This window comes from Shewanella carassii (assembly GCF_019670705.1).
Classification (GTDB): Bacteria; Pseudomonadota; Gammaproteobacteria; order Enterobacterales; family Shewanellaceae; genus Shewanella; species Shewanella carassii.
The window spans coordinates 1168636-1193116 of sequence record NZ_AP024618.1 but is presented as its reverse complement, the minus strand read 5'-3'; the positions used below and the strand labels follow the sequence as shown (position 1 = coordinate 1193116).

24 protein-coding genes and 1 tRNA gene are annotated in these 24481 nt (G+C 51.4%); 6 read left to right on the top strand and 19 right to left on the bottom strand.

Annotated elements, in window-relative coordinates:
* Positions 1–8: 8 nt before the first annotated feature.
* From K5621_RS05550 to folB, 3 genes are read right to left on the bottom strand one after another with little or no spacing between them, the layout of a single operon-like run.
* Complete coding sequence (locus K5621_RS05550) at positions 9–809, bottom strand: undecaprenyl-diphosphate phosphatase (RefSeq protein WP_221050654.1); 801 nt, start codon at positions 807–809, stop codon at positions 9–11.
* Between the two features lie 17 nt (positions 810–826).
* Positions 827–1324, bottom strand: a complete 498-nt coding sequence (gene folK, locus K5621_RS05545) for a 2-amino-4-hydroxy-6-hydroxymethyldihydropteridine diphosphokinase (RefSeq protein WP_100142118.1) — start codon at positions 1322–1324, stop codon at positions 827–829.
* Positions 1325–1331: 7 nt separating this feature from the next.
* Positions 1332–1682: a dihydroneopterin aldolase gene (gene folB / locus K5621_RS05540; protein WP_100142068.1), complete on the bottom strand. Its 351-nt coding sequence runs from the start codon at positions 1680–1682 to the stop codon at positions 1332–1334.
* Positions 1683–1956: 274 nt separating this feature from the next.
* Between folB and plsY the strand changes: the two genes are divergently transcribed.
* Entirely contained in the window at positions 1957–2553 is a 597-nt protein-coding gene (plsY, locus tag K5621_RS05535) for a glycerol-3-phosphate 1-O-acyltransferase PlsY (protein ID WP_373289253.1), read from the top strand.
* A 99-nt stretch (positions 2554–2652) separates the two neighbouring features.
* Here plsY and tsaD read toward each other — a convergent pair whose 3' ends face one another.
* A complete protein-coding gene (tsaD, locus tag K5621_RS05530; protein WP_221050653.1) occupies positions 2653–3669 on the bottom strand; it encodes a tRNA (adenosine(37)-N6)-threonylcarbamoyltransferase complex transferase subunit TsaD in 1017 nt (338 codons plus the stop codon).
* Between the two features lie 196 nt (positions 3670–3865).
* Between tsaD and rpsU the strand changes: the two genes are divergently transcribed.
* From rpsU to K5621_RS05505, 5 genes are all read left to right on the top strand, one after another.
* The gene (gene rpsU / locus K5621_RS05525; RefSeq protein WP_006080725.1) at positions 3866–4081 is read left to right on the top strand and encodes a 30S ribosomal protein S21; all 216 of its coding nucleotides are present in this window, start codon (positions 3866–3868) and stop codon (positions 4079–4081) included.
* A gap of 6 nt (positions 4082–4087) precedes the next feature.
* Entirely contained in the window at positions 4088–4531 is a 444-nt protein-coding gene (locus tag K5621_RS05520; RefSeq protein WP_039034927.1) for a GatB/YqeY domain-containing protein, read from the top strand.
* 80 nt (positions 4532–4611) lie between these two features.
* Positions 4612–6339, top strand: coding sequence for a DNA primase (dnaG, locus tag K5621_RS05515; RefSeq protein WP_100142071.1), 1728 nt, complete (start codon positions 4612–4614; stop codon positions 6337–6339).
* A 133-nt stretch (positions 6340–6472) separates the two neighbouring features.
* Positions 6473–8320 (top strand): RNA polymerase sigma factor RpoD, encoded by a 1848-nt coding sequence (rpoD, locus tag K5621_RS05510; protein WP_100142072.1) that lies wholly within the window; start codon positions 6473–6475, stop codon positions 8318–8320.
* A 180-nt stretch (positions 8321–8500) separates the two neighbouring features.
* Positions 8501–8577, top strand: a tRNA-Ile gene (locus tag K5621_RS05505).
* A 137-nt stretch (positions 8578–8714) separates the two neighbouring features.
* On the opposite strand, the gene K5621_RS05500 is transcribed toward K5621_RS05505, so the two are convergent.
* The 15 genes from K5621_RS05500 to luxS all read right to left on the bottom strand — a co-directional run bounded on the left by K5621_RS05500 (position 8715) and on the right by luxS (position 24481).
* Positions 8715–10031 carry a GGDEF domain-containing protein gene (locus K5621_RS05500; RefSeq protein ID WP_221050652.1) on the bottom strand — a complete coding sequence of 439 codons (1317 nt, stop codon included), beginning with the start codon at positions 10029–10031 and terminating at the stop codon, positions 8715–8717.
* Between the two features lie 413 nt (positions 10032–10444).
* The gene (gene dinB / locus K5621_RS05495; protein ID WP_221050651.1) at positions 10445–11521 is read right to left on the bottom strand and encodes a DNA polymerase IV; all 1077 of its coding nucleotides are present in this window, start codon (positions 11519–11521) and stop codon (positions 10445–10447) included.
* Between the two features lie 515 nt (positions 11522–12036).
* On the bottom strand, positions 12037–12504 hold the full coding sequence (bfr, locus tag K5621_RS05490) for a bacterioferritin (RefSeq protein ID WP_039033619.1): 468 nt from the start codon (positions 12502–12504) through the stop codon (positions 12037–12039).
* Positions 12505–12514: 10 nt separating this feature from the next.
* Complete coding sequence (gene bfr / locus K5621_RS05485; protein ID WP_054744320.1) at positions 12515–12988, bottom strand: bacterioferritin; 474 nt, start codon at positions 12986–12988, stop codon at positions 12515–12517.
* 161 nt (positions 12989–13149) lie between these two features.
* Positions 13150–14130 carry a GGDEF domain-containing protein gene (locus K5621_RS05480; protein WP_221050650.1) on the bottom strand — a complete coding sequence of 327 codons (981 nt, stop codon included), beginning with the start codon at positions 14128–14130 and terminating at the stop codon, positions 13150–13152.
* A gap of 104 nt (positions 14131–14234) precedes the next feature.
* Positions 14235–14459, bottom strand: a complete 225-nt coding sequence (nqrM, locus tag K5621_RS05475; protein ID WP_025011868.1) for a (Na+)-NQR maturation NqrM — start codon at positions 14457–14459, stop codon at positions 14235–14237.
* 16 nt (positions 14460–14475) lie between these two features.
* Complete coding sequence (locus K5621_RS05470; protein WP_221050649.1) at positions 14476–15507, bottom strand: FAD:protein FMN transferase; 1032 nt, start codon at positions 15505–15507, stop codon at positions 14476–14478.
* 62 nt (positions 15508–15569) lie between these two features.
* The gene (gene nqrF, locus K5621_RS05465) at positions 15570–16826 is read right to left on the bottom strand and encodes an NADH:ubiquinone reductase (Na(+)-transporting) subunit F (protein ID WP_025011870.1); all 1257 of its coding nucleotides are present in this window, start codon (positions 16824–16826) and stop codon (positions 15570–15572) included.
* A 45-nt stretch (positions 16827–16871) separates the two neighbouring features.
* Positions 16872–17480: an NADH:ubiquinone reductase (Na(+)-transporting) subunit E gene (gene nqrE / locus K5621_RS05460; RefSeq protein WP_100142078.1), complete on the bottom strand. Its 609-nt coding sequence runs from the start codon at positions 17478–17480 to the stop codon at positions 16872–16874.
* Positions 17481–17485: 5 nt separating this feature from the next.
* Positions 17486–18118: an NADH:ubiquinone reductase (Na(+)-transporting) subunit D gene (locus K5621_RS05455; protein WP_100142079.1), complete on the bottom strand. Its 633-nt coding sequence runs from the start codon at positions 18116–18118 to the stop codon at positions 17486–17488.
* Positions 18118–18903, bottom strand: a complete 786-nt coding sequence (locus K5621_RS05450; protein ID WP_100142080.1) for a Na(+)-translocating NADH-quinone reductase subunit C — start codon at positions 18901–18903, stop codon at positions 18118–18120. Before K5621_RS05450 ends, K5621_RS05455 begins: the two co-directional genes overlap by 1 nt.
* Positions 18896–20095: an NADH:ubiquinone reductase (Na(+)-transporting) subunit B gene (locus tag K5621_RS05445; RefSeq protein ID WP_221050648.1), complete on the bottom strand. Its 1200-nt coding sequence runs from the start codon at positions 20093–20095 to the stop codon at positions 18896–18898. Before K5621_RS05445 ends, K5621_RS05450 begins: the two co-directional genes overlap by 8 nt.
* Positions 20092–21423 carry a Na(+)-translocating NADH-quinone reductase subunit A gene (locus K5621_RS05440; RefSeq protein WP_221050647.1) on the bottom strand — a complete coding sequence of 444 codons (1332 nt, stop codon included), beginning with the start codon at positions 21421–21423 and terminating at the stop codon, positions 20092–20094. Before K5621_RS05440 ends, K5621_RS05445 begins: the two co-directional genes overlap by 4 nt.
* A gap of 371 nt (positions 21424–21794) precedes the next feature.
* Entirely contained in the window at positions 21795–23840 is a 2046-nt protein-coding gene (locus K5621_RS05435; RefSeq protein ID WP_221050646.1) for a TonB-dependent receptor, read from the bottom strand.
* Positions 23841–23971: 131 nt separating this feature from the next.
* On the bottom strand, positions 23972–24481 hold the full coding sequence (gene luxS, locus K5621_RS05430; RefSeq protein ID WP_025011876.1) for an S-ribosylhomocysteine lyase: 510 nt from the start codon (positions 24479–24481) through the stop codon (positions 23972–23974).

The window sequence follows — 24481 nt, the reverse complement described above, 5'->3', positions numbered from 1 at the left end:
CTAGAGCCTCACAGAAAGATAAAGCCGCACAGAAGTGCGCCGAGAGCCAAACGGTAGAGCACGAAAGGCAGCATGCCCATCTTGCTGATGATCTTCAAAAACAAGTGAATACAGGTAAAGGCCGCCACAAAAGAAAGCACCACCCCCAAAATCAGGGCCTGCCAGTCAATCACATGCCCACCGTCGAGCAGATCTTTGCCCATCAGTAGCGCCGCTCCCAAGATCACAGGGATCGACATCAAAAAAGAGAAACGCGCCGCCGCCTCACGGTTGAGCCCTAACATCAGGGCTGCGGTCATGGTAATCCCCGAGCGGCTGGTGCCGGGAATAAGCGCCAAAGCCTGGGCAAAACCTATCATCAATGCCTTGCGCCAGCCGGTTTGATATTCAGTAAGCTCAAGCCGCGCCATCTTATCCGACCACCAGAGCAGCAAACCAAACACCACAGTAGTGATGGCGATAACACCCGGCCCCCGCAGATAGGTTTCAACCAGATCTTTGGCCAGAAAACCAAAAACGACTGCGGGTATGGTAGCCAGAATAATCCACCAGGCCAGTTTGCTCTCGGCGCTGTGATTACCCTTGAATATGCTGCCAAACCAGGCGTTCAGCATAGCGATGATTTCAGTACGGAAGTAGAGTACCACTGCCAGCAGTGAACCTATATGCACCGCCACATCGAAGGCCAGTCCCTGATCTTCCCAGCCCAGTAACTGAGAAGGCAAAATAAGATGCGCCGAGCTGGAGATAGGCAAAAATTCAGTCAGGCCCTGGATCAGGGCAAGGATGATGACCTGTAATGTGTCCATAGTTTTCCTTTAAAAAATCAGGCCGAAAGGCCCCAATCGAAAGCGATAGGCCAGAGCTTCTGGCTGGCCTTGTCATATTCCTGCCACAACACTTGGTAGCTGAGTTGTGCCAGTGGATGCTTGGTTTGCGGTGCCAGTTCAGCCAGAGGCCAAAGCACAAAGGCATTGGTCAGGATCTCGGCTCTGGGTAAAACAATGGGCTGCTGACAGACCTTGTCATCGTATAGCAGCAGATCCAGATCCAGGGTGCGCGGAGCAAACTTTTTTGCCCCGGGGAGCCGACCATGGCGCAGCTCTATCTGCTTGAAACAGGCCACCACTTCGGCAATACCGAGTGACGTATGAGCGCCCACCACCATATTGAGAAAGTTGCTGCCCTTGAATCCCACTGATTCACTCTCGTAAACCGATGATAGCTGCAGCTCACCAAACGCAGCGTGCAGCTCTTTAATAGCTGCACGCAGGTAATGTTCCGGGTCGATATTGCTGCCCAGACTGATGTAGATATGTGCCATATTACCGTTAGATACCACGCTCGATTTCGACACCAACCGCTTTGGCCGCAGGAACGGCGCCAGGTTTCATCACCCGCACCTTGACCCAAGGCACGGCAAATTCACTCATCAGGCAATGGGCAATCATTTCGGCCACGGTTTCAATCAACTCAATGGGCTTTTCGGTGATCAGGGTAGTGAGACGCTTACTGACGGTTTCATAACAGAGCGCCTGGCTGTAATCATCACTGTCGGCGGCGGCTCTGTTATCCCAGGCCATATCCAGATCAATAAGCAGTGTCTGGTGTACCTGTTTTTCCCACTCATAGATCCCGATAACCGTTTCTATCTGTAATTCTCGTATCAGCACTCTGTCCATAAAATCCCCCTTAGCAACTGCCGGGCCTGAGGTCAGATAAGCTATCGGCAATAAAACCGCTATAATCCGCCCCGTTCCGGAGATATTCACTGTAGCCCCTTTCTACCAGGCCCGATCTTAAGTAGGATAAGGCATTGAAGGACAAGATGAACCCGAGAGATTTAACCGTCGGCTGACGGTAAAGATTTGCACCTTGGGTTATCCGGGCAAGGGCTGCATGTTTTTGTGTGCGCGATAATACCTTAAGACGAGTAAGGAAACCAATTTGAGTACCATGGTACTGACCCCAATTATGATTGTGGCCGCCTACCTGCTCGGCTCTATCTCCAGCGCCGTGCTGGTGTGTCGCCTCAAGGGCCTGCCGGATCCCAGAGGCAAGGGTTCGGGCAATCCGGGCGCCACCAACGTGCTGCGCATCGGCGGCACTTGGGCCGCGGCCATGGTATTTTTCTTCGATATGCTCAAGGGTGCACTACCCACTTATACCGCTTATCTGATGGGAATAGATGCCGTCTGGCTCGGGGTGATAGCCATTGCCGCCTGCCTTGGACACATATACCCGATCTTCTTCGGCTTCAAGGGCGGCAAAGGCGTAGCCACAGCACTCGGCGCCATGGCGCCCATAGGTGAAGGCCTAGCGCTGTGTTTGATGGGCACCTGGTTACTGGTGGTATTGCTGACCCGCTACTCATCGCTGGCAGCTTTGGTAACGGCGCTATTGGCGCCTGTCTATACCTGGTGGCTGGATGACAGATTTACCCTGCCGGTGGCCATGCTATCGACACTGATCATTATCCGCCACAAGGATAATATTCGCCGCCTGCTCAAGGGCGAAGAGTCCAAAATGTCGCGCTCCAGGCGCACTAAATAGAACCAGTTGCACGGTTGTAACGACTGTCACAAAAACAGCAAAGGCGCCATTGGCGCCTTTTACTTTTCAGGTTACAGAGGATGAGTTAGCTAGGCTTCTTCAGGAAACCGCTTCCAGGGTATCCAGCGGCCAACGCGGCTGCCCTTTCACCGCCAACGTCTCACGCTCGCCGGCCTTGAGGCGCTGCAAGCCCGCGTAGGCTATCATGGCACCGTTATCAGTACAGAACTCGCCTCTGGGATAGAAAACCTTGCCGCCACGGCTTTGCATCAACTCGGCCAGTGAGCTTCTCAGACGGGTGTTGGCGCTGACGCCACCGGCAATCACCAAACGTTTAAAGCCGGTTTGCTCCAGTGCGCGGCGGCACTTGATGACCATAGTATCGACCACGGCTTCTTCAAAAGCCCGGGCGATATTGGCACGAGTCTGTTCATCATCCGGTTCGGCGGCTATGGTATTGGCGGCGTAGGTTTTCAGCCCTGAGAAACTAAAATCCAATCCCGGTCTGTCGGTCATCGGCCGAGGGAACTTATAGCCGGCCTTTTCCCCCTTGGCGGCGAGTTTAGCCAGTCTTGGGCCTCCGGGATAATCCAGCCCCATCAGTTTGGCGGTCTTGTCGAAGGCTTCACCGGCCGCATCATCTATAGATTCACCCAGTACTTCGTAGCTGCCTATGCCTTCTACTTTCACCAGCATGGAGTGACCGCCGGAAACCAAGAGCGCCACAAAGGGAAACTCAGGTGCATCCTCTTCCAGCATGGGCGCCAGCAGATGCCCTTCCATATGATGAACACCCACAGCGGGTTTATTCCAGGCAAATGCCAAGGAGCGACCAACGCAGGCGCCCACCAAAAGCGCACCTATAAGGCCCGGCCCCTTGGTGTAGGCGATACCGTCGAGATCTTCAATACGGGTATCGGCCTTGGCCAGCGCCTCACGGATCAGCGGCACTATTTTGCGCACATGATCCCTTGATGCCAGCTCAGGCACCACGCCACCATAGTCGGCATGTAACTTAACCTGACTGTAGAGAGCATGGGACAACAACCCCTGCTCTTCGTCGTAAACCGCTATTCCTGTCTCGTCACAGGATGTTTCAATACCTAAAACCCGCATCTATGAAATCTTTCCGCCTGAAAAGGGGCGTCAATTCTAACCCTAACCAGGAGATTTCTCCAGTTGTGGGCTAAAGTGAATTTACTTTAGGGACTTTACATCCAGTGCCAGTCGGTTTAAAATTCCGCACCATTTTAAATACACTTGGGTCAAGTAATTGACTCAATACAAACTTACACCTAAGGGGTGATGGCGTATGCCAATTATTAAAGTACGTGAAAACGAACCATTCGACGTAGCTCTGCGTCGTTTCAAGCGCTCTTGTGAAAAAGCCGGTATCCTGGCCGACGTGCGTGCTCGTGAATTCTACGAGAAGCCAACTACTGCTCGTAAGCGTGCAAAAGCTGCTGCAGTTAAGCGTCTGGCCAAGAAGCTTTCTCGCGAAAACGCACGTCGCGTACGTTTATACTAATTCCTTATGAGCCTGATAGATAAGCTAAAAGACCAGATGAAACAAGCCTTGGTGGCCAAAGAGAAGGTCCGCCTGGGTACGATTCGTATGGCATTAGCTGCCATCAAACAGATTGAAGTGGATACCCGCGAAACTCTGAATGATGAGCAGATAATAGCTGTCTTGACCAAAATGGTGAAACAACGCCGTGATGCCATTGCCCAATATGAGGCAGCGGGCCGTCCGGAGTTGGCAGAAGTCGAAGCAGCAGAGATTCAAGTTATTGAAACTTTCCTGCCACAACCTCTGAGCGAAAGCGAAATCGCTGCGCTGATTGATGCGGCTATCCAAGATAGCGGCGCCAGCACCATGGCGGATATGGGCAAAGTAATGGGAGCGTTGAAATCCAAAGTTCAGGGTCGTGCAGACATGGGTGCCATTAGTGCCCAGATCCGTGCCAAACTGCAATAAGCGGGTTTCCACGTATGAACAAGCCGTGCATCTGCGCGGCTTGTTTGTTTACATCGGTCAAGGGTGCATGACTCAGTCTGATGGCTATACCTCGTGATTTTATCAATGAGCTGATTGCTCGCACAGACATAGTTGATCTAATCGATCACAAAGTACCCCTTAAAAAAGCGGGTAAGAATTATTCTGCCTGTTGCCCTTTCCACAGCGAAAAATCACCCTCTTTCACCGTCAGCAGAGATAAACAGTTTTACCATTGCTTCGGCTGTGGTGCCCATGGCAATGCCATCGACTTCATCATGGAGTATGACCGTCTTGAATTCCTCGATGCCATTGAGGAGCTGGCAAGCCAACTAGGGCTGGAGGTGCCGCGGGAGGATAATCCCAACCGTCGTCGTGACGATGGGCTCAGCCGCGATCTCTATCAGTTAATGGAAGAGGCCAACAGGTTTTATCAGAACCAACTCAGACAACACCCGGACAAACAAAAGGTGTTGGATTATCTGGCTTTTCGGGGACTCTCCGACCAAGTTGTCGAGCGCTTCGGTATAGGGTTTGCTCCAGATGGTTGGGATGGCTTACTGAGTCGCTACCGCTCGCAGCAAGAGTCGCAAGACAAGCTGTTAACCGCGGGGATGATCATCAGCAACGACAACGGCAAGCGTTATGACCGTTTCCGTGACAGATTGATGTTCCCGATCCGCGATAGGCGCGGCCGGGTGATTGCCTTTGGTGGCAGGGTGCTAGGTGATGGTACACCCAAGTACTTGAATTCTCCGGAAACGCCCATATTTCATAAGGGCAATGAACTTTATGGTCTGTATGAGCTGAAGCAAGCTCACAGAGAACCTCGGCAAGTGCTGATTGTCGAAGGTTATATGGACGTGGTAGCGCTGGCGCAATTTGGGGTTGACTATGCGGTAGCCTCACTGGGCACCTCGACCACGGCCGAACAGTTTCAGTTGTTGCTGCGCAGCGCCAAAGAGGTGGTCTGTTGTTATGACGGTGACAATGCCGGAAAAGAAGCAGCCTGGCGCGCGCTGGAAACCGCCCTGCCGCTGCTGAAACCCGGCGATACTGTACGCTTTATGTTTTTGCCTCAAGGGGAGGATCCCGACTCTATGGTGCGCAAGACAGGCAAAGAAGCCTTCGAAGCACTGATAGATGAAGCACAAACACTGACAGGGTTTCTGTTCGATACCCTGACCACTAAATACGGAACAGACAAGGGCAATCTTGCCAAGCAAGCCATAGCCCTGATTGAAAAGATTCAAGACACTGTGCTGCAAAATCTGTTACTCGAAGACCTGTCACACAGGCTCGGCATGAACAGCGCAGATGATCTGAAGAAAAAGCTGGGATTCAAAGGCACTCAAGCAGTTGCCTCTGCCCGGCATAAAGCGCTTAAGGGCCGGGGTACTCCGCTGCGACTCGCCATCGCCTTGCTGGTACAACACCCACAGTTGGGGCTGAATTTGATCCCCCAACCGGCACTCAAGCATTTACAGATGGCTGGCATAGACTTGCTGGTCGACTTACTGGATTTGACTCGCGCCCAGAAGATGAACAGCGCACAACTACTTGAGCAGTTCAGAGATATGGAAGAATTCTCCACTCTGAGAAAACTGGCCCAATGGGAACATCAAGTGGCGGATGAAAACCTGGAGCAAGAGTTCAAAAAGTCCCTGGTATGGCTGAACAATCAATACATTGAGCAGCGTTATCAGGAATTGAGTCTGAAACAGACCCATACTAAAGAAGAGAAAATACAGCTTAAGAAGCTAATCGCGGCCATGAAAAGCTGCCAATGAGCTCTCTCAATTTATGGGTCCGGTCGCCGGACTAGCACAGGGATGCGCACATGGCTATAATTGACGATTTGTGCGGCAAGAGCCCAAGGCCGCTGCCCATCGTTGTAACAGTTACCCAACTTGGATGATATCTATGGATCAAACTCCGCAGTCGCAACTTAAACTGTTGCTCGCCAAAGGCAAAGAGCAAGGTTACCTAACCTATGCAGAAGTGAATGACCACTTGCCTGCAGATATGGTCGATTCCGACCAGATCGAAGATATTATCCAGATGATAAATGACATGGGTATCCGTGTGTTTGAAGAAGCACCTGATGCCGATGACATTATGATGTCGGAAGACAGCACGGATGAAGATGCCGCCGAAGAAGCTGCTGCAGCCCTCGCCTCTGTAGAGAGCGAATTGGGCCGTACCACAGATCCTGTACGCATGTACATGCGCGAAATGGGCACAGTGGAACTGCTAACCCGCGAAGGCGAAATTCAGATCGCCAAGCGTATCGAAGAAGGCATCAACACGGTACAGAGCTCAGTCGCCGAGTACCCACAGGCGATCGCCATGATCCTCGAACAGTTCGATCAGTTCGAGGCCGAAGAGATCCGCCTGTCCGACATTATCTCTGGATTTGTCAATCCCGACGAAGATGATGTGGCCCCAAGTGCCACCCATATCGGCTCAGAGTTATCAGATGATGATCTGGATGACGAAGATGATATGGATGACGACGATGAAGATGAAGATGGCGATTCCGACGATGAAGGCTCCAAAGGCCCGGATCCGGAAGAAGCCCGTGAGCGTTTCGGCCAACTGCGTGCCGTCTATGAAAACTCACTGAAGCTCATCGAACTCAAGGGGCGCGATCACCCCGAGTCAGTAGCGGCTCTGTTCCACATCGGCGAAATTTTTAAAGAGTTCCGTCTGGTGCCCAAGCAGTTTGACCGTCTGGTCAAGAGCATGCGCAGCATGATGGACAAAGTGCGGGTTCAGGAACGCCTGATCCTCAAGCTTTGTGTTGAACAGGCCAAAATGCCGAAGAAGAACTTTGTTAAGCTCTTCACCGGCAACGAAACCGATATCAGCTGGTTCAACGCCGAGATGAACTCCGGCAAGCCATACGCCGAAGGCCTGAAAATGGTCGAGGAAGATGTGCTGCGCTGCCGTGCCAAGCTGGAAGCCATCGAAGCCGAAACCGGTCTGTCTATCGCCTCAATCAAAGACATCAACCGCCGCATGAGCATAGGTGAAGCCAAGGCTCGCCGTGCCAAGAAGGAAATGGTTGAAGCCAACTTGCGTCTGGTTATTTCTATCGCCAAGAAATACACCAACCGTGGCCTGCAGTTCCTGGATCTGATCCAGGAAGGCAACATAGGTCTGATGAAGGCAGTAGACAAGTTTGAATACCGTCGTGGCTATAAGTTCTCTACCTATGCTACCTGGTGGATCCGTCAGGCCATTACCCGCTCCATCGCGGACCAGGCTCGTACCATACGTATCCCGGTACACATGATAGAGACCATCAACAAGCTCAACCGTATCTCGCGGCAGATGCTGCAGGAAATGGGGCGCGAGCCTTCTCCGGAAGAGCTGGCCGAGCGGATGATGATGCCGGAAGACAAGATCCGCAAAGTGCTGAAAATCGCCAAAGAGCCTATCTCCATGGAGACCCCTATCGGGGACGACGAAGATTCGCATCTGGGGGATTTCATCGAGGATACTACCCTCGAGTTACCACTGGACAGCGCCACCAGCGAAAGCCTCAAGAGTGCCACTCATGAAGTGCTGGCAGGCCTGACAGCCCGTGAAGCCAAGGTCCTCAGAATGCGTTTTGGTATCGACATGAACACTGACCACACCCTAGAGGAAGTGGGCAAGCAGTTCGACGTTACCCGTGAACGTATTCGTCAGATTGAGGCCAAGGCACTGCGTAAGCTGCGTCACCCGAGCCGCTCGGAAATCCTCAAGTCCTTCCTGGACGAGTAAACAAGATTTTGTACAAAAACCCCGCACTGCGGGGTTTTTTATTGCCGTTATGCCTCGAGGATGATTAACAGATAACCACTTGAAAGCAATGGTATCAATAATGAGCAAAACACGGGTGACAAGCGCAATTAAACTTCGTATACTCTGTCCCGCTTCTGGTGATGACGATTGCCTTAAGCCGGCCCCTTAGCTCAGTTGGTTAGAGCACACGACTCATAATCGTTAGGTCCACAGTTCAAGTCTGTGAGGGGCCACCATATTCAAGAAGGCCCGTAGAGAAATCTACGGGCCTTCGTTCTTTCAGCTCCTGTCTATCTTCGGTCTTTGGGCTCTTCCGGTAGTAGTCCCTCCGAAAAAATAACATCGCTAATAGCCCTCTGAGTTCTACAGCCTCTCAATCTATATGCCAGCAGTTTCGGCCGGCTCGTTTGCTGCGGTATAGTGCGGCATCGGCCTGAGCGAACAAGAGTTCAAGTTCACCCGGTCCAATGGCTGCGCCGATACTCAATGTCGCTTGGTGCAACTGCTCGCGCCATTTTACCTCTTGAGTTTTGTCATTGAGTTTCTGCAATTGTTTGCACAATAACCCTCTGTTGTTTAACGGCAAGAGCGCGGCAAACTCATCGCCGCCAATGCGATAAACCTGCTCCAGTCCCAACTCAGTCACCAGTAACTCGGCAACCCGCCGCAGTACTATATCGCCGACCTGATGCCCAAAGGTGTCATTAATCTGTTTGAATCTATCTACATCTACCAGTATCAGAGCAAAATCTTGTTCAAAAGTAACCAAACGCAACAGATCTTCATCAAAAGCACGCCGATTGGCGATGCCAGTCAAGGGATCCATCCGTAAATTCAACCTATGGCTAAGATATTGTTGCTTTAGACTATTCAAGCTCTCGTTAACAAACCAATGCTCATGGTTGTTCAACTCTTGATATTTGGGAGTCATGCCACAAAAGCGCCGTAACTCCTGTTCAACCAGAGCCAACTCCTGACGAAAAAGCCGAATAAGTGAATAGATCCCCAATAGGGTCACTAAGGTGATGGCCGCAACAGGTAACAGCAACAAGATAAATTGTTCTTGTAATGCCCGACGAAATCTTTGTGGCGGAATATAGATCCCCAGTTCCCAATCAGCATAGGAAAGAGGCTTCAAAAACATGGCCCCTTTCAGTAACCCGCTAAAGGCAACATTCTCTTGATTGGGAGCTGCGATTTCAGTATTGAGATAATCTTGATTGACAGCCAAAATCAACGCCCCGCTATCTTGGTGACGCAAGAAGAGTGACACATCCATCTCATCATAGACACGTGCCAATACCCGGTTCAGATTACTCATTGGCATATCTACCAACAGCAGCCCCAGTATTTGTCCATTTTCATCCAAGATCACTTGCGCCAAGGTCAAAACCAATTGCTGACTACTGTACTCCTTATAAGGACCAACCCACTGAGGTTGTTGGCTGTGACTTTCCAGTACCCGATACCAAGGACGCAAGCTGGCATCAAACTCCTCTGAAGACCTCCAGGCCGGGTAACTATCTATTCTTTGAGTTTGTACGTTATAAAAGTAGACATAATGCTGGCTTTCACTTTGGATTTGGTGCGCAATAACCCAAGCGGGCGAATAAGCCGACTCTCCTCTGGCTATCGCCTTGCGGTCCAGCAAACCTGCTAGCGCCGAGAGCTGGCGCTCACTGGTCAACATAAGCTCATACAGGTAGCTGCTTTCCAGAGTAGTAAGTAATTACTGATACCCCTGCATTCGCATCTGAACATAATTTCTGTAGTGAACTGTGACATATACCAGGCTCAGCAATAAGGTAAATATCCCCAACCATAAAAAGAGCTTGGTCAACAGGTAAAGGTGCGTTGAGGTTTGTTTGGCAGTAGGCATGATAAAACAACACGTTTTTCAGACATCTTAGACAAGAAAAACTTATCGATGATTGATTAAAATCATATTTATCATTTTGAAAACAACAAACAACAAACAATCGAGATCCGTCTCACCTTATAATTAATCCTTTTAAATCATAACCTTATAGATACAATTTGATACAAGTTTTTTGCCGACCCACTATTGACAGTAGAGCTTTTACAGAAAGTGAATATTCGATGCTAAAAAGCCAGATCCAACTGCTGCAGAGTTTCCTCTGCCGGTGAGTGGCTGTCATCCTGGCTGACCAGCCCGGCCGCCACCCCCAGCAGACGGATGCCACGGCCGTTGGCTCTTTGCAATGCCTGGGTCAGCAAGTCATCCAGCAGGCGCACAGATAACTCACTCGAGCGGGTTTCTATGGTGGTCTGTTTAAAGTCACTGAACTTGAGTTTGACCACCAGCTTATGAATTTGCCTGTCTTTGGCTCCGCGCTCCAGACGGCGGGCCAGCTCCTGCACCAACTGTGGCATTACCTGGCGACACTGAGCCAGAGTATGAATATCCTCTGCCAGCGTAGTTTCTACCCCAACAGACTTGCGCTCTCGGTTGATGGTCAGTTCACGCTCGTCGATACCCTTAGCCCTTTCATAAAGTAAGCTACCAAACTTTCCAAACCGCTGTTGCAACGTAGCCAGCGGCACCTTTTGTACATCCGCGCAGGTATGTAGCCCCATGTCGGCCAGCTTCTGGGCGGTGACCTTACCGACGCCGGGGATCTTGATAAGCGGCAGGGTTTTAACGAACTCAGGCAGCGCCTGTGGTGTTATCACATACTGACCGTTGGGCTTGTTGAGATCCGATGCCACCTTGGCGAGAAACTTCACCGGGGCGATACCCGCCGAGGCCGTCAGGCCGGTTTCCGCCAAGATATCGGCGCGAATAGCCTCGGCAATGAGGGTGGCCGAGCCTTGGTATAATGAGCTATCGGATACATCCAGGTAGGCTTCATCCAGCGACAGAGGTTCAATCAGTGAGGTATAACGGGCGAAGATGGCCCGGATCTCTGCCGAGACCTCCTTATACACAGACATGCGTCCGGGGATCAGCAACAGCTCCGGGCAAAGTTTTAACGCATAGGCCGAGGCCATGGCAGAGCGAACGCCAAATTTACGCGCCTCATAATTGCAGGTGCTTATCACCCCGCGTCTGTCACTGCTGCCGCCTACGGCCAGAGGTCGGCCACGATATTCTGGAAAATCACGCATCTCCACCGCGGCATAATAGCAGTCCATGTCGATATGTATGATCTTTCTCAAGCTTGCTTTCCGGATCTCAAAGGGCTCGGTCGAGCCGGACACAAACAGAGTACTGTATAAAAACACAGTTAACAAGCCAGGGCAACGAAAAAGCAGATCAATCGAGATCAGAAAAGGAGAGCAGGAGCTCTACTTAATGGATTTAAAGCTCGTCTTAATCGATGCAGAACTGGGCTATGTTACGCCCCAGAGCCGTGGCCAACTGTTGGAATGCCGGCATCTGTTATGACAGTTCTTCTCTTCGCTGACGCTCAGGGATTCATCACGGCGGCCACTATAGACAACAACAACGCCAGGGCACCAATGATAGCCAATACAAGTTGCAAACTGAGGGAATGCCTTACCTGCTCCATTGCGAGTCCTATTTGTTATATTTTTATTTAAGGAACCCAGCAATGTATCAGAATTTATTAATTAACCTGAGTGTTAAATGATAGGGAACAAATAGTTTTTAGCTAATGCCATACACCACAGGAGCCGCAATAGCGGCTCCTGTGGTGACGGCTTTGATAACGTTACATCTTAGACTGGATGTAATTCTGAAGCCCAACCTTGCCAATAAGGCCCAGCTGTTTCTCCAGCCAATACATGTGATCGTCTTCGGTTTCTTCCAGCAATAGCTCCAACAACTCCCGGCTCTGATAGTCTTTGAGTTGCTCACACAAGGTGATAGCTTCTCTCAAGTTGGCGGCAACCTTGTATTCATATTGCAAGTCGTTGTGCAGCATCTCCTGCACATTCTTGCCTATGGTGAGGGCGTCGCGACTGGCAACATCCGGAGTGCCTTCCAGAAACAGGATCCGTGCAATCAACTTGGCGGCATGCTCTCTTTCATCGTCCGACTCATGCTTGATCCGCTCATAGAGCTCATTCAGCCCCCAGTCTTCATACATATGGGCATGCACGAAGTACTGATCCATTGCCGACAGTTCCCCGGTCAGCAGCTTGTTGAGCACATCTATGACTTGCTGATGGCCTTTCATACCTGTCTCCTTATTCTTTCTCAATCTGTGACTGCAGATAGTTAGCCAGTCCGGTCAGGCTTATCAGCTCAAACTGAGCTTCCAGCCAATCCAGGTGTTCCTCTTCATCTTCCAGCAGATCCTTGAGGATATCGCGACTGACATAATCACGCTCAGTCTCACACAGGGCAATGGCATCTCGCAGCACTGTCAGTTGCTCTTCCAGCATCTGTTTGTCACAGGCCAGCATCTCTTCGCTGTGTTCACCTATGCGTAACTTGTCCAACTGTTGCAAGTTGGGTAGGCCTTCGAGAAACAACACCCGCTCGATAAGCTTATCGGCGTGTTTCATATCCTGAATCGATTTCTTGTAGGCTTTGTGGTTGAGTCCTTCCAGGCCCCAGTTCTTGAACATGCGGGCATGAAGGAAGTACTGATTGATGGCTGTCAGCTCACAGGTCAACACCTTGTTGAGCTGGGATACCACTTTGGGATGGCCTTTCATTATCTCGTCCTTTAGCTTTGATTAAACTTGATCCAAGTCAATGTTTTCAGCCTAGCCCAAAGCGGGACGCATTACAAATTAACCTTTAATTTCACAAGCTTACAAAAGATAACCATTATCATTTTAACTAAGGTTAGCAAGCTACTTTTAAGCACAAGTGATTAAAAAAGCTCGATATCATCTTCTATCTGTGGCCCCTGGAGCTTGCCCTCCTCCAGCAGTTGCCCATAAAACGCCACTTGGTTACGACCATTGCCTTTGACAAAATACAGGGCATTGTCGGCCTGATTGAGCAAGGTTCCGGGCTCAACCCGGGGATCGATTCCCACAATGCCCATAGAAATGCGGATCCCGCCTAAACGCTCCAGCTGCAATTGAGCCAAACTCTGGGTGAACTCCTGACACAACTCCATAAGCGCCCTGCGGCTTCGCGGTGAAGGTAAGATAACAAACTCATCACCGCCAAAACGGAACATGAGATCCTGAGCACTGAACACCTGCTTCATCAGCGCCGAAACCTGCAACAGGACTTCATCGCCATAGAGGTGGCCGAAGGTATCGTTGATTTTCTTGAAGTAGTCTATATCGAAAATGCAAATCCACAGCTTGAGCTCCTCTTCGGCGTCCATACTCGCCTGTTCCTGCTTGAGTTCACAGGCAATTTCCACCGAGCTGTATAACTGTGGCAAAAAGGCTTTGCGGTTCAATAGATTGGTAAGGCTGTCGGTTTCACTCTCCACCACTATGTGGAAATAGTTCTCATAGACTTTGGCAAAACCTCTGAGCAAAACCATATCTTGCTCAGTCAATAAAGGCGCGCTGACCAAGAGCACCTTGGTGAGTTTATCGTTAATGATGATGGGAACGGCCAACTCTTGGTGCAGACCGTTGGAGAAACAGATCTCCCTTTGTTGTTCGATACAGAGTTTGACCGATACAGCCAGGGTGGCGCCGTTGACATTGCGCTGGCCATCCAGGCCCCCTTTACGCTTGGTGAGCTTATCCACATCCAGGATACACACCTCATCTATGCTGAGCATTTGCGATACTGTGGACACCAGGCTCTCGGCCAGCGAATCCAACTGCCGCTGCTCGGTCAACTGTACCACTGAATCGAGAATAGCTTCCGGCTCTCTGCTCATCGGCATATCTCCTCTACAGAGCACTTGTCCATGCCACAGAGTGTAGTACAGCAGGAATTAACGGGCTGAGCGGGCGAAAAAAAGGCCTCCGAAGAGGCCCTTTTTCAAATAATTCTATCTTTGGTTAAACGCTCGCGCCGGGCTTCTTCAGCCGCTTCACGGGCCTTGCGTTTATCGCAGGGCTCATCACAGTCGCAGGCCTTTTCTATACCCAAGACCCCGAGGCCACCACAGCTGCCCTGTACCGCCTTGCGCTTGATTAAATAGCCCACAGACATCAGCAGGAAAAACGCCAGCAGAATCACAAAGGCCGCAATAAAAGTACTCATAAAGACTCCAATTACTCTAGTCGACGAAGGCTTTAAACGCAGAGCTATAGTATACCTTAAACCCTTCGTCCTGTTTTTCAATCAGCATGATGGCCAGCTTTTCCTTTTCGGCCAGGGCCAGTGAGGCTTCTGTGCCCATCACCATCATGGCAGTGGCGAAACCATCGGCCGTCATGCACTGAGGGTGCAACACGGTGACAGAGGCCAGTCTGTGCTCTACCGGGAAGCCACTGCGAGGGTCGATAATATGAGTGAAGCGCTGTCCGTCCTCCTCATAGTAGTTGCGATAATCACCCGAGGTTGCCATGGCCATGGTGCCCGGCTCTATCACCTGTTGCACCGCCCGACCACTATCCGCCGGCTGCTCTATCGCCACCCGCCAGGGTTTGCCATCGCCTTTAGTGCCCTTGACGCTGATCTCACCGCCAATCTCCACCAGATAACCTTTAGGCTGATACTTATCCAGCAAACGAGCCACTTTATCGACCCCAAATCCTTTGGCGATAGATGACAGGTCTACATAAATGCTGGACTGACTCTTGCTGAGCCGATCCCCTTCTATCTGAATGGCATCTATCCCCATCCGCGCCTTGGCTTCGGCTATCTGCTCGGCAGAAGGCACGTTCAGAGGCCGCTTGTCCGGGCCAAAGCCCCACAGGTTGACCAAGGGTCCCAGGGTGATATCGAGCGCGCCGCCAGTGAGCTGATACAGTCTGATTCCCTCACGGATATTGATAATTGTATCGGCTGAAACGGCCAGGCTCTGGCCTTGCGTGAGCTGATTGAAACGCGAAAGCTCGGAGTCGGGCCTGTAGGTCGACATCTGGTCGTTCACCTGCTCCAGCGTGACATCGATTTCAGCCTGCAACAACTGGACATCCGGCAAGCGCTCACTGTTGACCACCTTAATATGATAAGTGGTGCCCATGGTGCTGCCGGAGAGCGCAATCACTTCATCCTGACTGCTGCAACCAGAAACAAAAAAGGCCAATCCCATAAGGACCAGCCAATTTGCCAGCGTTGTAAACTTAGCGGTCTTGAACTGCATACTATGAATTTCCCTTACAAACTGGCACTGCCCAAAGGCAGTGCCAGGGAATGAACTAATGCTTAGCCACCGAAGTCATCCAGGAGGATGTTTTCATCTTCAACGCCAAGATCTTTCAGCATAGCAATTACCGCTGCGTTCATCATTGGAGGTCCACACATGTAGAACTCACAATCTTCAGGGGCGTCGTGCGACTTGAGGTAGTTCTCATAGAGCACGTTATGAATGAAGCCTGTGTAGCCATCCCAGTTGTCCTCAGGCTGAGGATCGGACAGGGCAACATGCCAGACAAAGTTATCATTCTCAGCCGCCAGGCCATCGAAATCTTCAACATAGAACATTTCGCGCTTGGAACGGGCACCGTACCAGAAGCTCATCTTACGCTTGGACTTAAGACGCTTGAGCTGGTCGAAGATATGAGAACGCATAGGCGCCATACCTGCACCACCACCGATAAAGACCATTTCAGCATCGGTATCTTTGGCAAAGAACTCACCGAATGGACCGGAGATAGTGACTTTATCACCTGGTTTGAGACTCCAGATGTAAGACGACATCTTACCACAAGGCAGACTCAGATTCCGTGGTGGCGGTGTGGCAATCCGTACGTTCAGCATGATAATGCCAAACTCTTCCGGATAGTTGGCCATAGAGTATGCTCGAATGGTTTCTTCATCGACCTTGGATTCCAGGTTGAAGAAGCCAAAGTGCTCCCAGTCACCACGATACTCTGCTGGAATATCGAAGTCTTTGTACTTCACATGGTGAGCAGGGGCTTCAATCTGAATATAACCACCGGCACGGAAAGGTACAGACTCGCCATCAGGGATCTGCAGCTTAAGCTCTTTAATGAAGGTCGCCTTGTTATCGTTGGAGATAACAGTACATTCCCACTTCTTGATGCCGAAGATCTCTTCGTCCAGCTCAATTTCCATATCTGACTTGACGTTAACCTGACAAGACAGACGGCAACCCTTACGGGCATCACCCTTGCTGATGTGATCCAGCTCAGTTGGCAGAATATCGCCGCCACCGGACTTAACGTTGACACGACACTGACCACAAGAGCCACCGCCACCACAGGCTGATGACACGAAAATACCGTTGTTGGCCAAAACGCCCAGCAACTTGCCACCGGCAGCAGTGGTAATCGCCTTCTCTGGGTCACCGTTGATGCCAATAGTAATATCACCGCTGGAGACCAACTTGGATTTGGCGAACAGGATCACCAGTACCAGGATCAGAACTATCGCGGTAAACATACTCACACCGAGGTAAACCTCGAGTGGAGTAGACTTAAAAATACCAAGAATATCCATTAACTTATCCTTAGAGGTTCAATTTCGGAAGCCGCTTGGTGTCCCTTAAAGGGACACACCAGAGAACGACATGAAACCTAAGGCCATCAGACCCGCAGTGATAAAGGTAATACCCAGACCCCGCAGACCATCAGGCACATCAGCATACTTCAGCTTCTCACGGATACCGGCCAACAGGACGATAGCTAATGCCCAGCCCAAACCGGAACCGAAACCGAACACCAGGCTCTCACCCAGGTTGTAGTCACGTTCAACCATGAAGGATACCGCACCGAAAATCGCACAGTTTACTGTGATCAGCGGCAGGAAGATCCCCAAGGCGTTGTACAGTGGTGGGAAGTATTTATCCAGAGCCATTTCCAGGATCTGAACCAAGGCTGCGATAACACCAATAAAGGTAATGAACTTAAGGAAGCTCAGATCGGCATCCGGTACACCTGCCCAAGCCAGTGCGCCAGGAGCCAGAATACCTTGATAGATTATCTGGTTAACAGGTACTGAAATGGTCAGCACCACGATAACCGCAACCCCAAGCCCCATGGCCGTCTTCACTTTCTTGGAAACGGCCAGGAAAGTACACATCCCCAGGAAGAAGGCCAGTGCCATGTTTTCGATGAAAACAGAGCGAATTAACAAACTGATATAATGTTCCATCGCGCTTACCCTTTTGCTTCTACTTGCTCTGGCTTATAAGTGCGGATTATCCAAATCAGAATACCGATCAGGAAGAAGGCACTTGGCGGCAGCAGTAACAGGCCGTTGGGCTGATACCAGCCACCGTCTGAGATTTTGGACAGTATCTCGACGCCAAACAGCGAACCGTTACCAAAGAGTTCACGAACGAAACCTACACTCATCAGTACCAGACCATAACCCAGGCCGTTACCTATACCATCCATAAAGCTCATCAGTGGTGGCGTCTTCATCGCATAGGCCTCAGCGCGGCCCATCACGATACAGTTGGTAATAATCAAACCAACGAATACCGACAGCTGCTTGGCGATGTCATAGGCGTATGCCTGCAACACCTGATCCACCACGATTACCAGCGAGGCAATAATGGTCATCTGCACGATAATCCGCACGCTGGCAGGAATATGGTTACGTATGATGGAGATAAACAGGTTAGAAAACGCGGTTACCGCCGTCAGTGCTATGGTCATCACCAATGCGGTTTCCAGCTTACTGGTTACCGCCAGGGCACTACATACCCCGAGGATCTGCAGCGCAATAGGGTTATTGCTGACTATAGGTCCGGTGAGAACCTGTTTGAGTTCTTTACTGTCGGCCATTAGCTCAATCCTCCATTGCGTGCTTTTTCAATAAAGCGAGCAAAACCTTCTTCGCCCAACCAGAATGTCAACGAGTGCTGAACACCATTACTGGTCAGGGTCGCGCCGGACAAGGCATCAACACCATGATCTGTCTCGGCAACGGCGGGGTTTTTGGTCACTGTGATAGCTATGTTGCCCTGCTCGTCAAACAGCTTCTTGCCCTGCCATTTGGCTTTCCAGCTTGGGTTTTCCACTTCGCCACCCAATCCGGGAGTTTCGGCCTGGTTGTAATAAACCAGGTTCTGGATGGTATTCATGTCAGGCTCAAGCGCCAGGAAGGCGTACATGGTTGACCACAGACCATAACCATGAACCGGCAGGATCACACTGGTCACTTTACCGGCATCATCACGCACCAGATAAACCACGGCGTTTTTGGCGATCCGCTTAACCGAAGCTATGTCATGCTCAGGCACCACTGAGGTGGCAGGATCACGAGAGGCTTTCTTTTGGTCATAAGTATCGCCATTGATACTGGTAACTTCATCGCCGCTTTTCAGCTCGATAACCTTGGCCTCAACATACTTCTTGTAAGTTTTCAGCACTTCATCTTTGCTAACTTTCGACTTGGAATCGATAAGATTGGCGGCTTCCAGAATAAACTTCTGTTTATCCAGCAGTTTGTTTTCCTGCTGGGTTGGCTTGAGCAATACCGCTGCGGTCGATACAAAAATCGAGCAGACAAGACACAGGCCAACGACGACAAATAGCGTTCTTCCGAACGAATCCTTATTACTAGCCACGAGCAATCCTCCGCTTGATGTTTGCCTGGACTACAAAATGGTCAAACAGTGGCGCAAACAGGTTGGCAAACAGAATCGCCAGCATCATGCCCTCTGGGAATGCAGGGTTGATGACGCGGATAAACACTGCCATGGCACCTATCAAAATACCGTAAGCCCATTTGGCCTGGTTGGTGAAGGAGGCCGACACAGGATCTGTGGCCATAAACATCATACCGAAGGCGAAGCCACCCAGAACCAGATGCCAGTACCAAGGCATGGCGAACATATGGTTGGTTTCAGAACCTATCATGTTCAGCAGCAGAGAGACAGCAATCATACCGACCATCACGCCGCCGACGATGCGCCAGGAAGCGATACGGGTATAGATGATAACCAAACCACCGAGCAGGATTGCCAGAGTAGAAACCTCACCGACAGAACCTGGAATAAAGCCGAAGAAGGCATCCCACCAGTTCTGGTTGAAGGCGTAGTCCAGAGTACCTGAAGCCGCTTGGCTCAGCGCAGTGGCGCCAGAGAAACCGTCGGCAACCACCCAGGAGTTGTCACCAGACATGTTCAGCGGATAGGCAAAGAACAGGAAGGCACGACCGGCCAGTGCGGGGTTGAGGAAGTTACGCCCGGTACCACCGAACACTTCCTTGGCCACGACCACACCGAAGCTGATACCCAGTGCCACCATCCACAATGGGATAGTCGCTGGCAAGGTCAAGGCAAACAGTACTGAGGTCACAAAGAAACCTTCGTTGACTTCATGGCCGCGAACCGAGGCAAACAGCACTTCCCAGATACCACCAACCGCGAAGGTCACGGCATATATAGGCAGGAAGAAGCAGGCGCCATACCACATCAAGGTGGCCCAGCCGGAATCGGCTGTCAGCTGAGTACCGAAGAGTTCAAACAACCCCACCTGCCAAACATCGGGAGTACCGAAACCGGCGGCCAGGGCGATTTGCGCCTGTAGACCTACGTTGTACATCCCGACAAACATGGCGGGGAAAGTACAGGCCCAGACGGTAATCATCATGCGTTTCAGATCCAGGTTGTCGCGTACATGGGTCTTGCCCTTGTTCACTTTACCCGGGGTGTAAAAAATGGTCGCTGCGGCTTCATAGAGCGCATACCACTTCTCGTATTTACCGCCCTTTTCAAATTGCGGTTCAATACGCTCAAGAAAATCTTTCAAGCTCATAAGCCTTCCCTCTCGACGGTCTCCAAGCAGTCACGCAGGTATGAACCATAGTCATACTTACCGGGACATACGAAAGTACACAGTGCCAGGTCTTCCTCATCCAGCTCCAGCGCACCCAATGCCACGGCGCCATCGGTATCACCAGAGATAAGATCGCGCAGCAACATAGTGGGCAGAATATCCAGAGGCATCACCCGTTCATAGTTGCCAATAGGCACCATGGCCCGCTCGGAACCACCGGTACTGCTGGTCATATTGAACAGTCGGGAAGGACTCAAGTGGCCCAGGAAAGCACGGGTAATGGAGTATTTATCGGATCCAGGCATCACCCAACCGAAGAACTCTTTCTCAGTACCCTCTTCAATCAGGGTCAACTGCTGGAAGTAGCGTCCCATATAAGCATGAGGACCTATTGCAGTACGGCCGTTAAGCACAGAACCTGAGATAACCCGAACTTGGCCATCGGCTTCGTCTTGGGTCAGGGCCTGAGTGCTGGCACCCAGCAGAGTGCGTACCAAGCGAGGGTTCTTGGCTTTAGGGCCAGTGATGGCCACAACGCGCTGGTTGTTCAGTTCACCTGTGGTAAACAGCTGACCTATCGCGATGACGTCCTGGTAACCCAGGTACCATACGCTGCGACGGGCAGAGGCAGGCATCAAGAAGTGGATATGAGTTCCAGGCAGACCCGCTGGATGGGGACCGGCAAACTCTTCCACTTGGGCATTACCCGCTGGAATGTCTGCTCCTGGTGCTTTACAGACGAAGACTTTGTCTGTCAGTCGGGCCAGTACTTTCAGGCCGTTGACGAAATCGTCTTTATGCTCAGCGATAACAACTTGAGGGTCACCAGCCAGTGGCTGGGTGTCCATGGCTGTCACGAAGATAGCCGCTGCTGTCGCATCCACTGCCGGCACCTTACTGAAAGGACGGGTGCGCAATGCGGTCCACATACCTGATTCAATCAGATTGTCGCGAACCTGCTGCGGTTCCAGAGTATCCAGAGCCTGGGCATCATACTTGGCAAAAGAGACGGCTTCGTCCCCTTCGATCTCTATGACGACTGACTGCAGAACACGTTTGGCGCCGCGGTTGATTTCTAATATTGTGCCACTGGCCAAAGCCGTATATTTGACGCCAGGATTCTTTTTATCTTCAAAAATCACCTGACCTTTTTGCACTTTATCGCCCACTTTGATCTTCATCGTTGGACGTAAGCCAATATACTCTTCACCCAAAGTAGCTACGTGTTTAATGGCTGGGCCATCATGGATAACTTGCTTTGGTCCGCCTGCTAGAGGCAAATCCAATCCTTTCTTAATTGTAATCATATCCACATGCACTACGTTTTGAAGGAAAGACAATGCGCCGCGTTCCTGCTAACCCCCGACTCTCACACAAAAAATCGAGCGTTGAGCTAGCGCAGATTTATCACGGAAATGCGATCGCAATCACGCTGGTCGCGCGCATTTTACCCCAATTGCAACGCTATCGCCACGAAAATTGTAGTGTTTTAACCTGCTTTCAAAGCGACCAAGAGAGAATCGAGCGGAGTTGAACAAGCGGAGATAGCGACAAGCGGGCGAAAGGCAGGATTTTGTCCTGACTCATAAAGTTATACTTTTCATTTTTAAAGAATTAATCAACCAAATAGTCGAAAATACTTATTTCACCTCCCCGGCCTTACCGGGGAGGCTCTGCTTCAAAATTTCATCCGATAGCCCAGCTGTAAACGTCGGCCAACACTTGCCAATAAGCCGGTGTCATCTTCACGTAACGGGCCCGCATCATCGAGCAGATCTTCGGCGCGAAAATAGAGCTGATGTTTTGAGTTGAAGTCATAACTCAGCAGTAGATCCAGTTGCATGCTGTCCTTTGCCGTCACCTGAGGGATAAGGCTTGCCACTTCTGAACGATATATGCCCAGAGCCCTGGCCTTAAAGCCGTCCCACTCCAACCCAACATGAAGACTCAAAGCATGCTCGGGCAACCAGGGCAACTGCTTATCGGCCATTAGGCAAGGTCCGCTCAGCATAAGGCAACCCGAGTGCTGCGCCTTGGCTTGGGTGTAATGGTACTTGAGCCCCATGGGCCAATTGACAATGCCTGAGTCCAGGCTGTAGTCGAGCGCCAGTTCGGCACCTTTGACATCCACTTCCCCGAGATTGTATTGATTGAGGCGCAGCGCTGGGTCGCAGAAGCTATTTGCCGTGCAATCAAAATGCAGATTGTCGAAGTCTCGCTGGTACAGGCTCAGTGCACTTTTCAGCCTACCTGACTCAAAGCGGCCACCGAGTTCATATTGCCAGGCTTGTTGGGAGCGTTGCCCCTGGTTGCCGGGGCTCGCCGCCGCCCAGGCCCTGCCGGCACTGATGAACAGGCTCAGTGCCTCCCCTCGCCAACTGAGCTTGGCCGTGGGTAACCATTCACTTTCGGAGAAATCCGCGGCTGAAAGCGGCACTGTTTCGCTACTGCGCTCCAAGCTGACATCTTCATAGCCGACGCCGAGCTCCAGAGTCACGGCCGACCAGTTGAGCTCAGCCGTCACCGCCGAGCTCCAGACACTGGCCTTGTCATCAATCCTGACACTCAGACTCTGCGCGGTATCACTCAGTCGTCCATCCTGCCATAACCAGCTCCCCAGGCCGGGTGCCAGCTCAGCCTTGTCTCTGTGCCAGCGGGCACTGTAACTCACCTTGTGGCGACCATATTGAGTAATGGCCTGAGTCTGGAGCCCCATAGCCTCGAAGTCATCATCACGGCGAAAGTCGACCAATGAAACCGCGCCGATAGCAGCGGCATCCAAGGCCGCCAGTTGCTCAAGCACGTCACCTTGAATAAAGGCGCCTTCGGCAAAACTCATCTGCAACTGCGAGCTGTGATGGCTATGGTAGTAAAGCTCGGTAAACACCCGGGAGCCGGCGCTAGGCTCAACGCGGTGGGACAGCTGATATCTGTGGCTGCGGCTCTTGAGTCTATCCTGTGTGGCAGCACCATACACCAACTCAGGGTTCAGTTGCCAATCGGCAGCCGTCAGCCCCATTCCCGGCAAAAACTGCCGCTGCTGTGAATACTGATACTTGAATTCAGTATGTTGCCGACTGCGGGCACCCGGCAAGCTGTTGGCCGCTATCTTGAAAAGGACCTTGGTCTGGCTGTCGTCTTGCCCCTGCTCGGCGCTTCTCGGCTCCTGCCAGGGTTGCTGGCGCCTGTGGCTCGCCTGTAGCAACACTTTATAATCATCGGCATCAATCAAACCGCGGCCCTCGGCGCCCCAACCTTTATCTTCATTGCCCTGAAGCCGCACACTCTTGCCCGGAGATTCGTGCAACCCCAGGCTTTGGGTTTCCAAAACACCAAAACTGCCGCTACCGCCATAGAGCAAGCTACCGGCGGCATTGGCCCTGCTGGCAACCAGGGTATCGGGATCCGGCAGTTGCCACAGATAAGGTGCAGAATAAGGTGCCGGCGCCAGATTGACCCTGTCTTCGATAATCGCCATTCCGGAATGGCCGCTGCCACCGGCGCCGCGGATACTGAAACTGCCAGGCAAGGTTGGGATAAGCTCGCCACCGGCGGTCAATTGCCGCTCGGCCGAGTCATAGTACATGGCATTGATTGCTGCGGGCTCAAAAGCCGGATGGTCAGCAGCCAAAGGCTCAGAAGCGTACGCCCACGGCCCGGCCAAACTCCCGCTCACCAAACCGGCCACTGCACTCACCTTAAGCAAGCCACGCCTCTGGCTCATATCCAATCCCCTATCAGCAATTACCGCACATTTGATGTTATATTTTTGTAAAATAACTGATTTGTGGACAAAAAAAAAGCGACTTGAGCAAATATCAAGCCGCTTGATTGAGCGAGGTAAGCCGGGCGGGATTAGAGCTGCTTCAGCAGTTCCTCACTCAACTTGAGATCATCGTTGCGGTTAACGCTGACACCGGCGGCAATAATATTGCGGGCAATATCCTGCGCCTGCTCCAGAGAATGCATCTGATAGGTACCGCACTGGTATTCGTTCAGCTCAGGAATAGCCTTTTGATCTTGTACCTTGAGCACATCTTCCATGGCTGCCAACCAGGCATCGGCAACCCGGCCTTCTGCCGGTGTCCCGATAAGGCTCATATAAAAGCCGGTGCGGCAACCCATGGGTGAAATATCTATGATCTCCACTCCGTCACCATTGAGATGATCGCGCATAAAGCCGGCAAACAGGTGTTCCAGAGTATGAATGCCACGCTCGCTGAGAATATCTTTGTTGGGCGCGCAAAAACGCAGGTCAAATACCGTAATGGTATCGCCCTTTGGTGTGCTCATGGTCTTGGCCACCCGCACTGCCGGTGCCTCCATCTTGGTATGGTCCACGGTAAAGCTGTCTAACAATGGCAT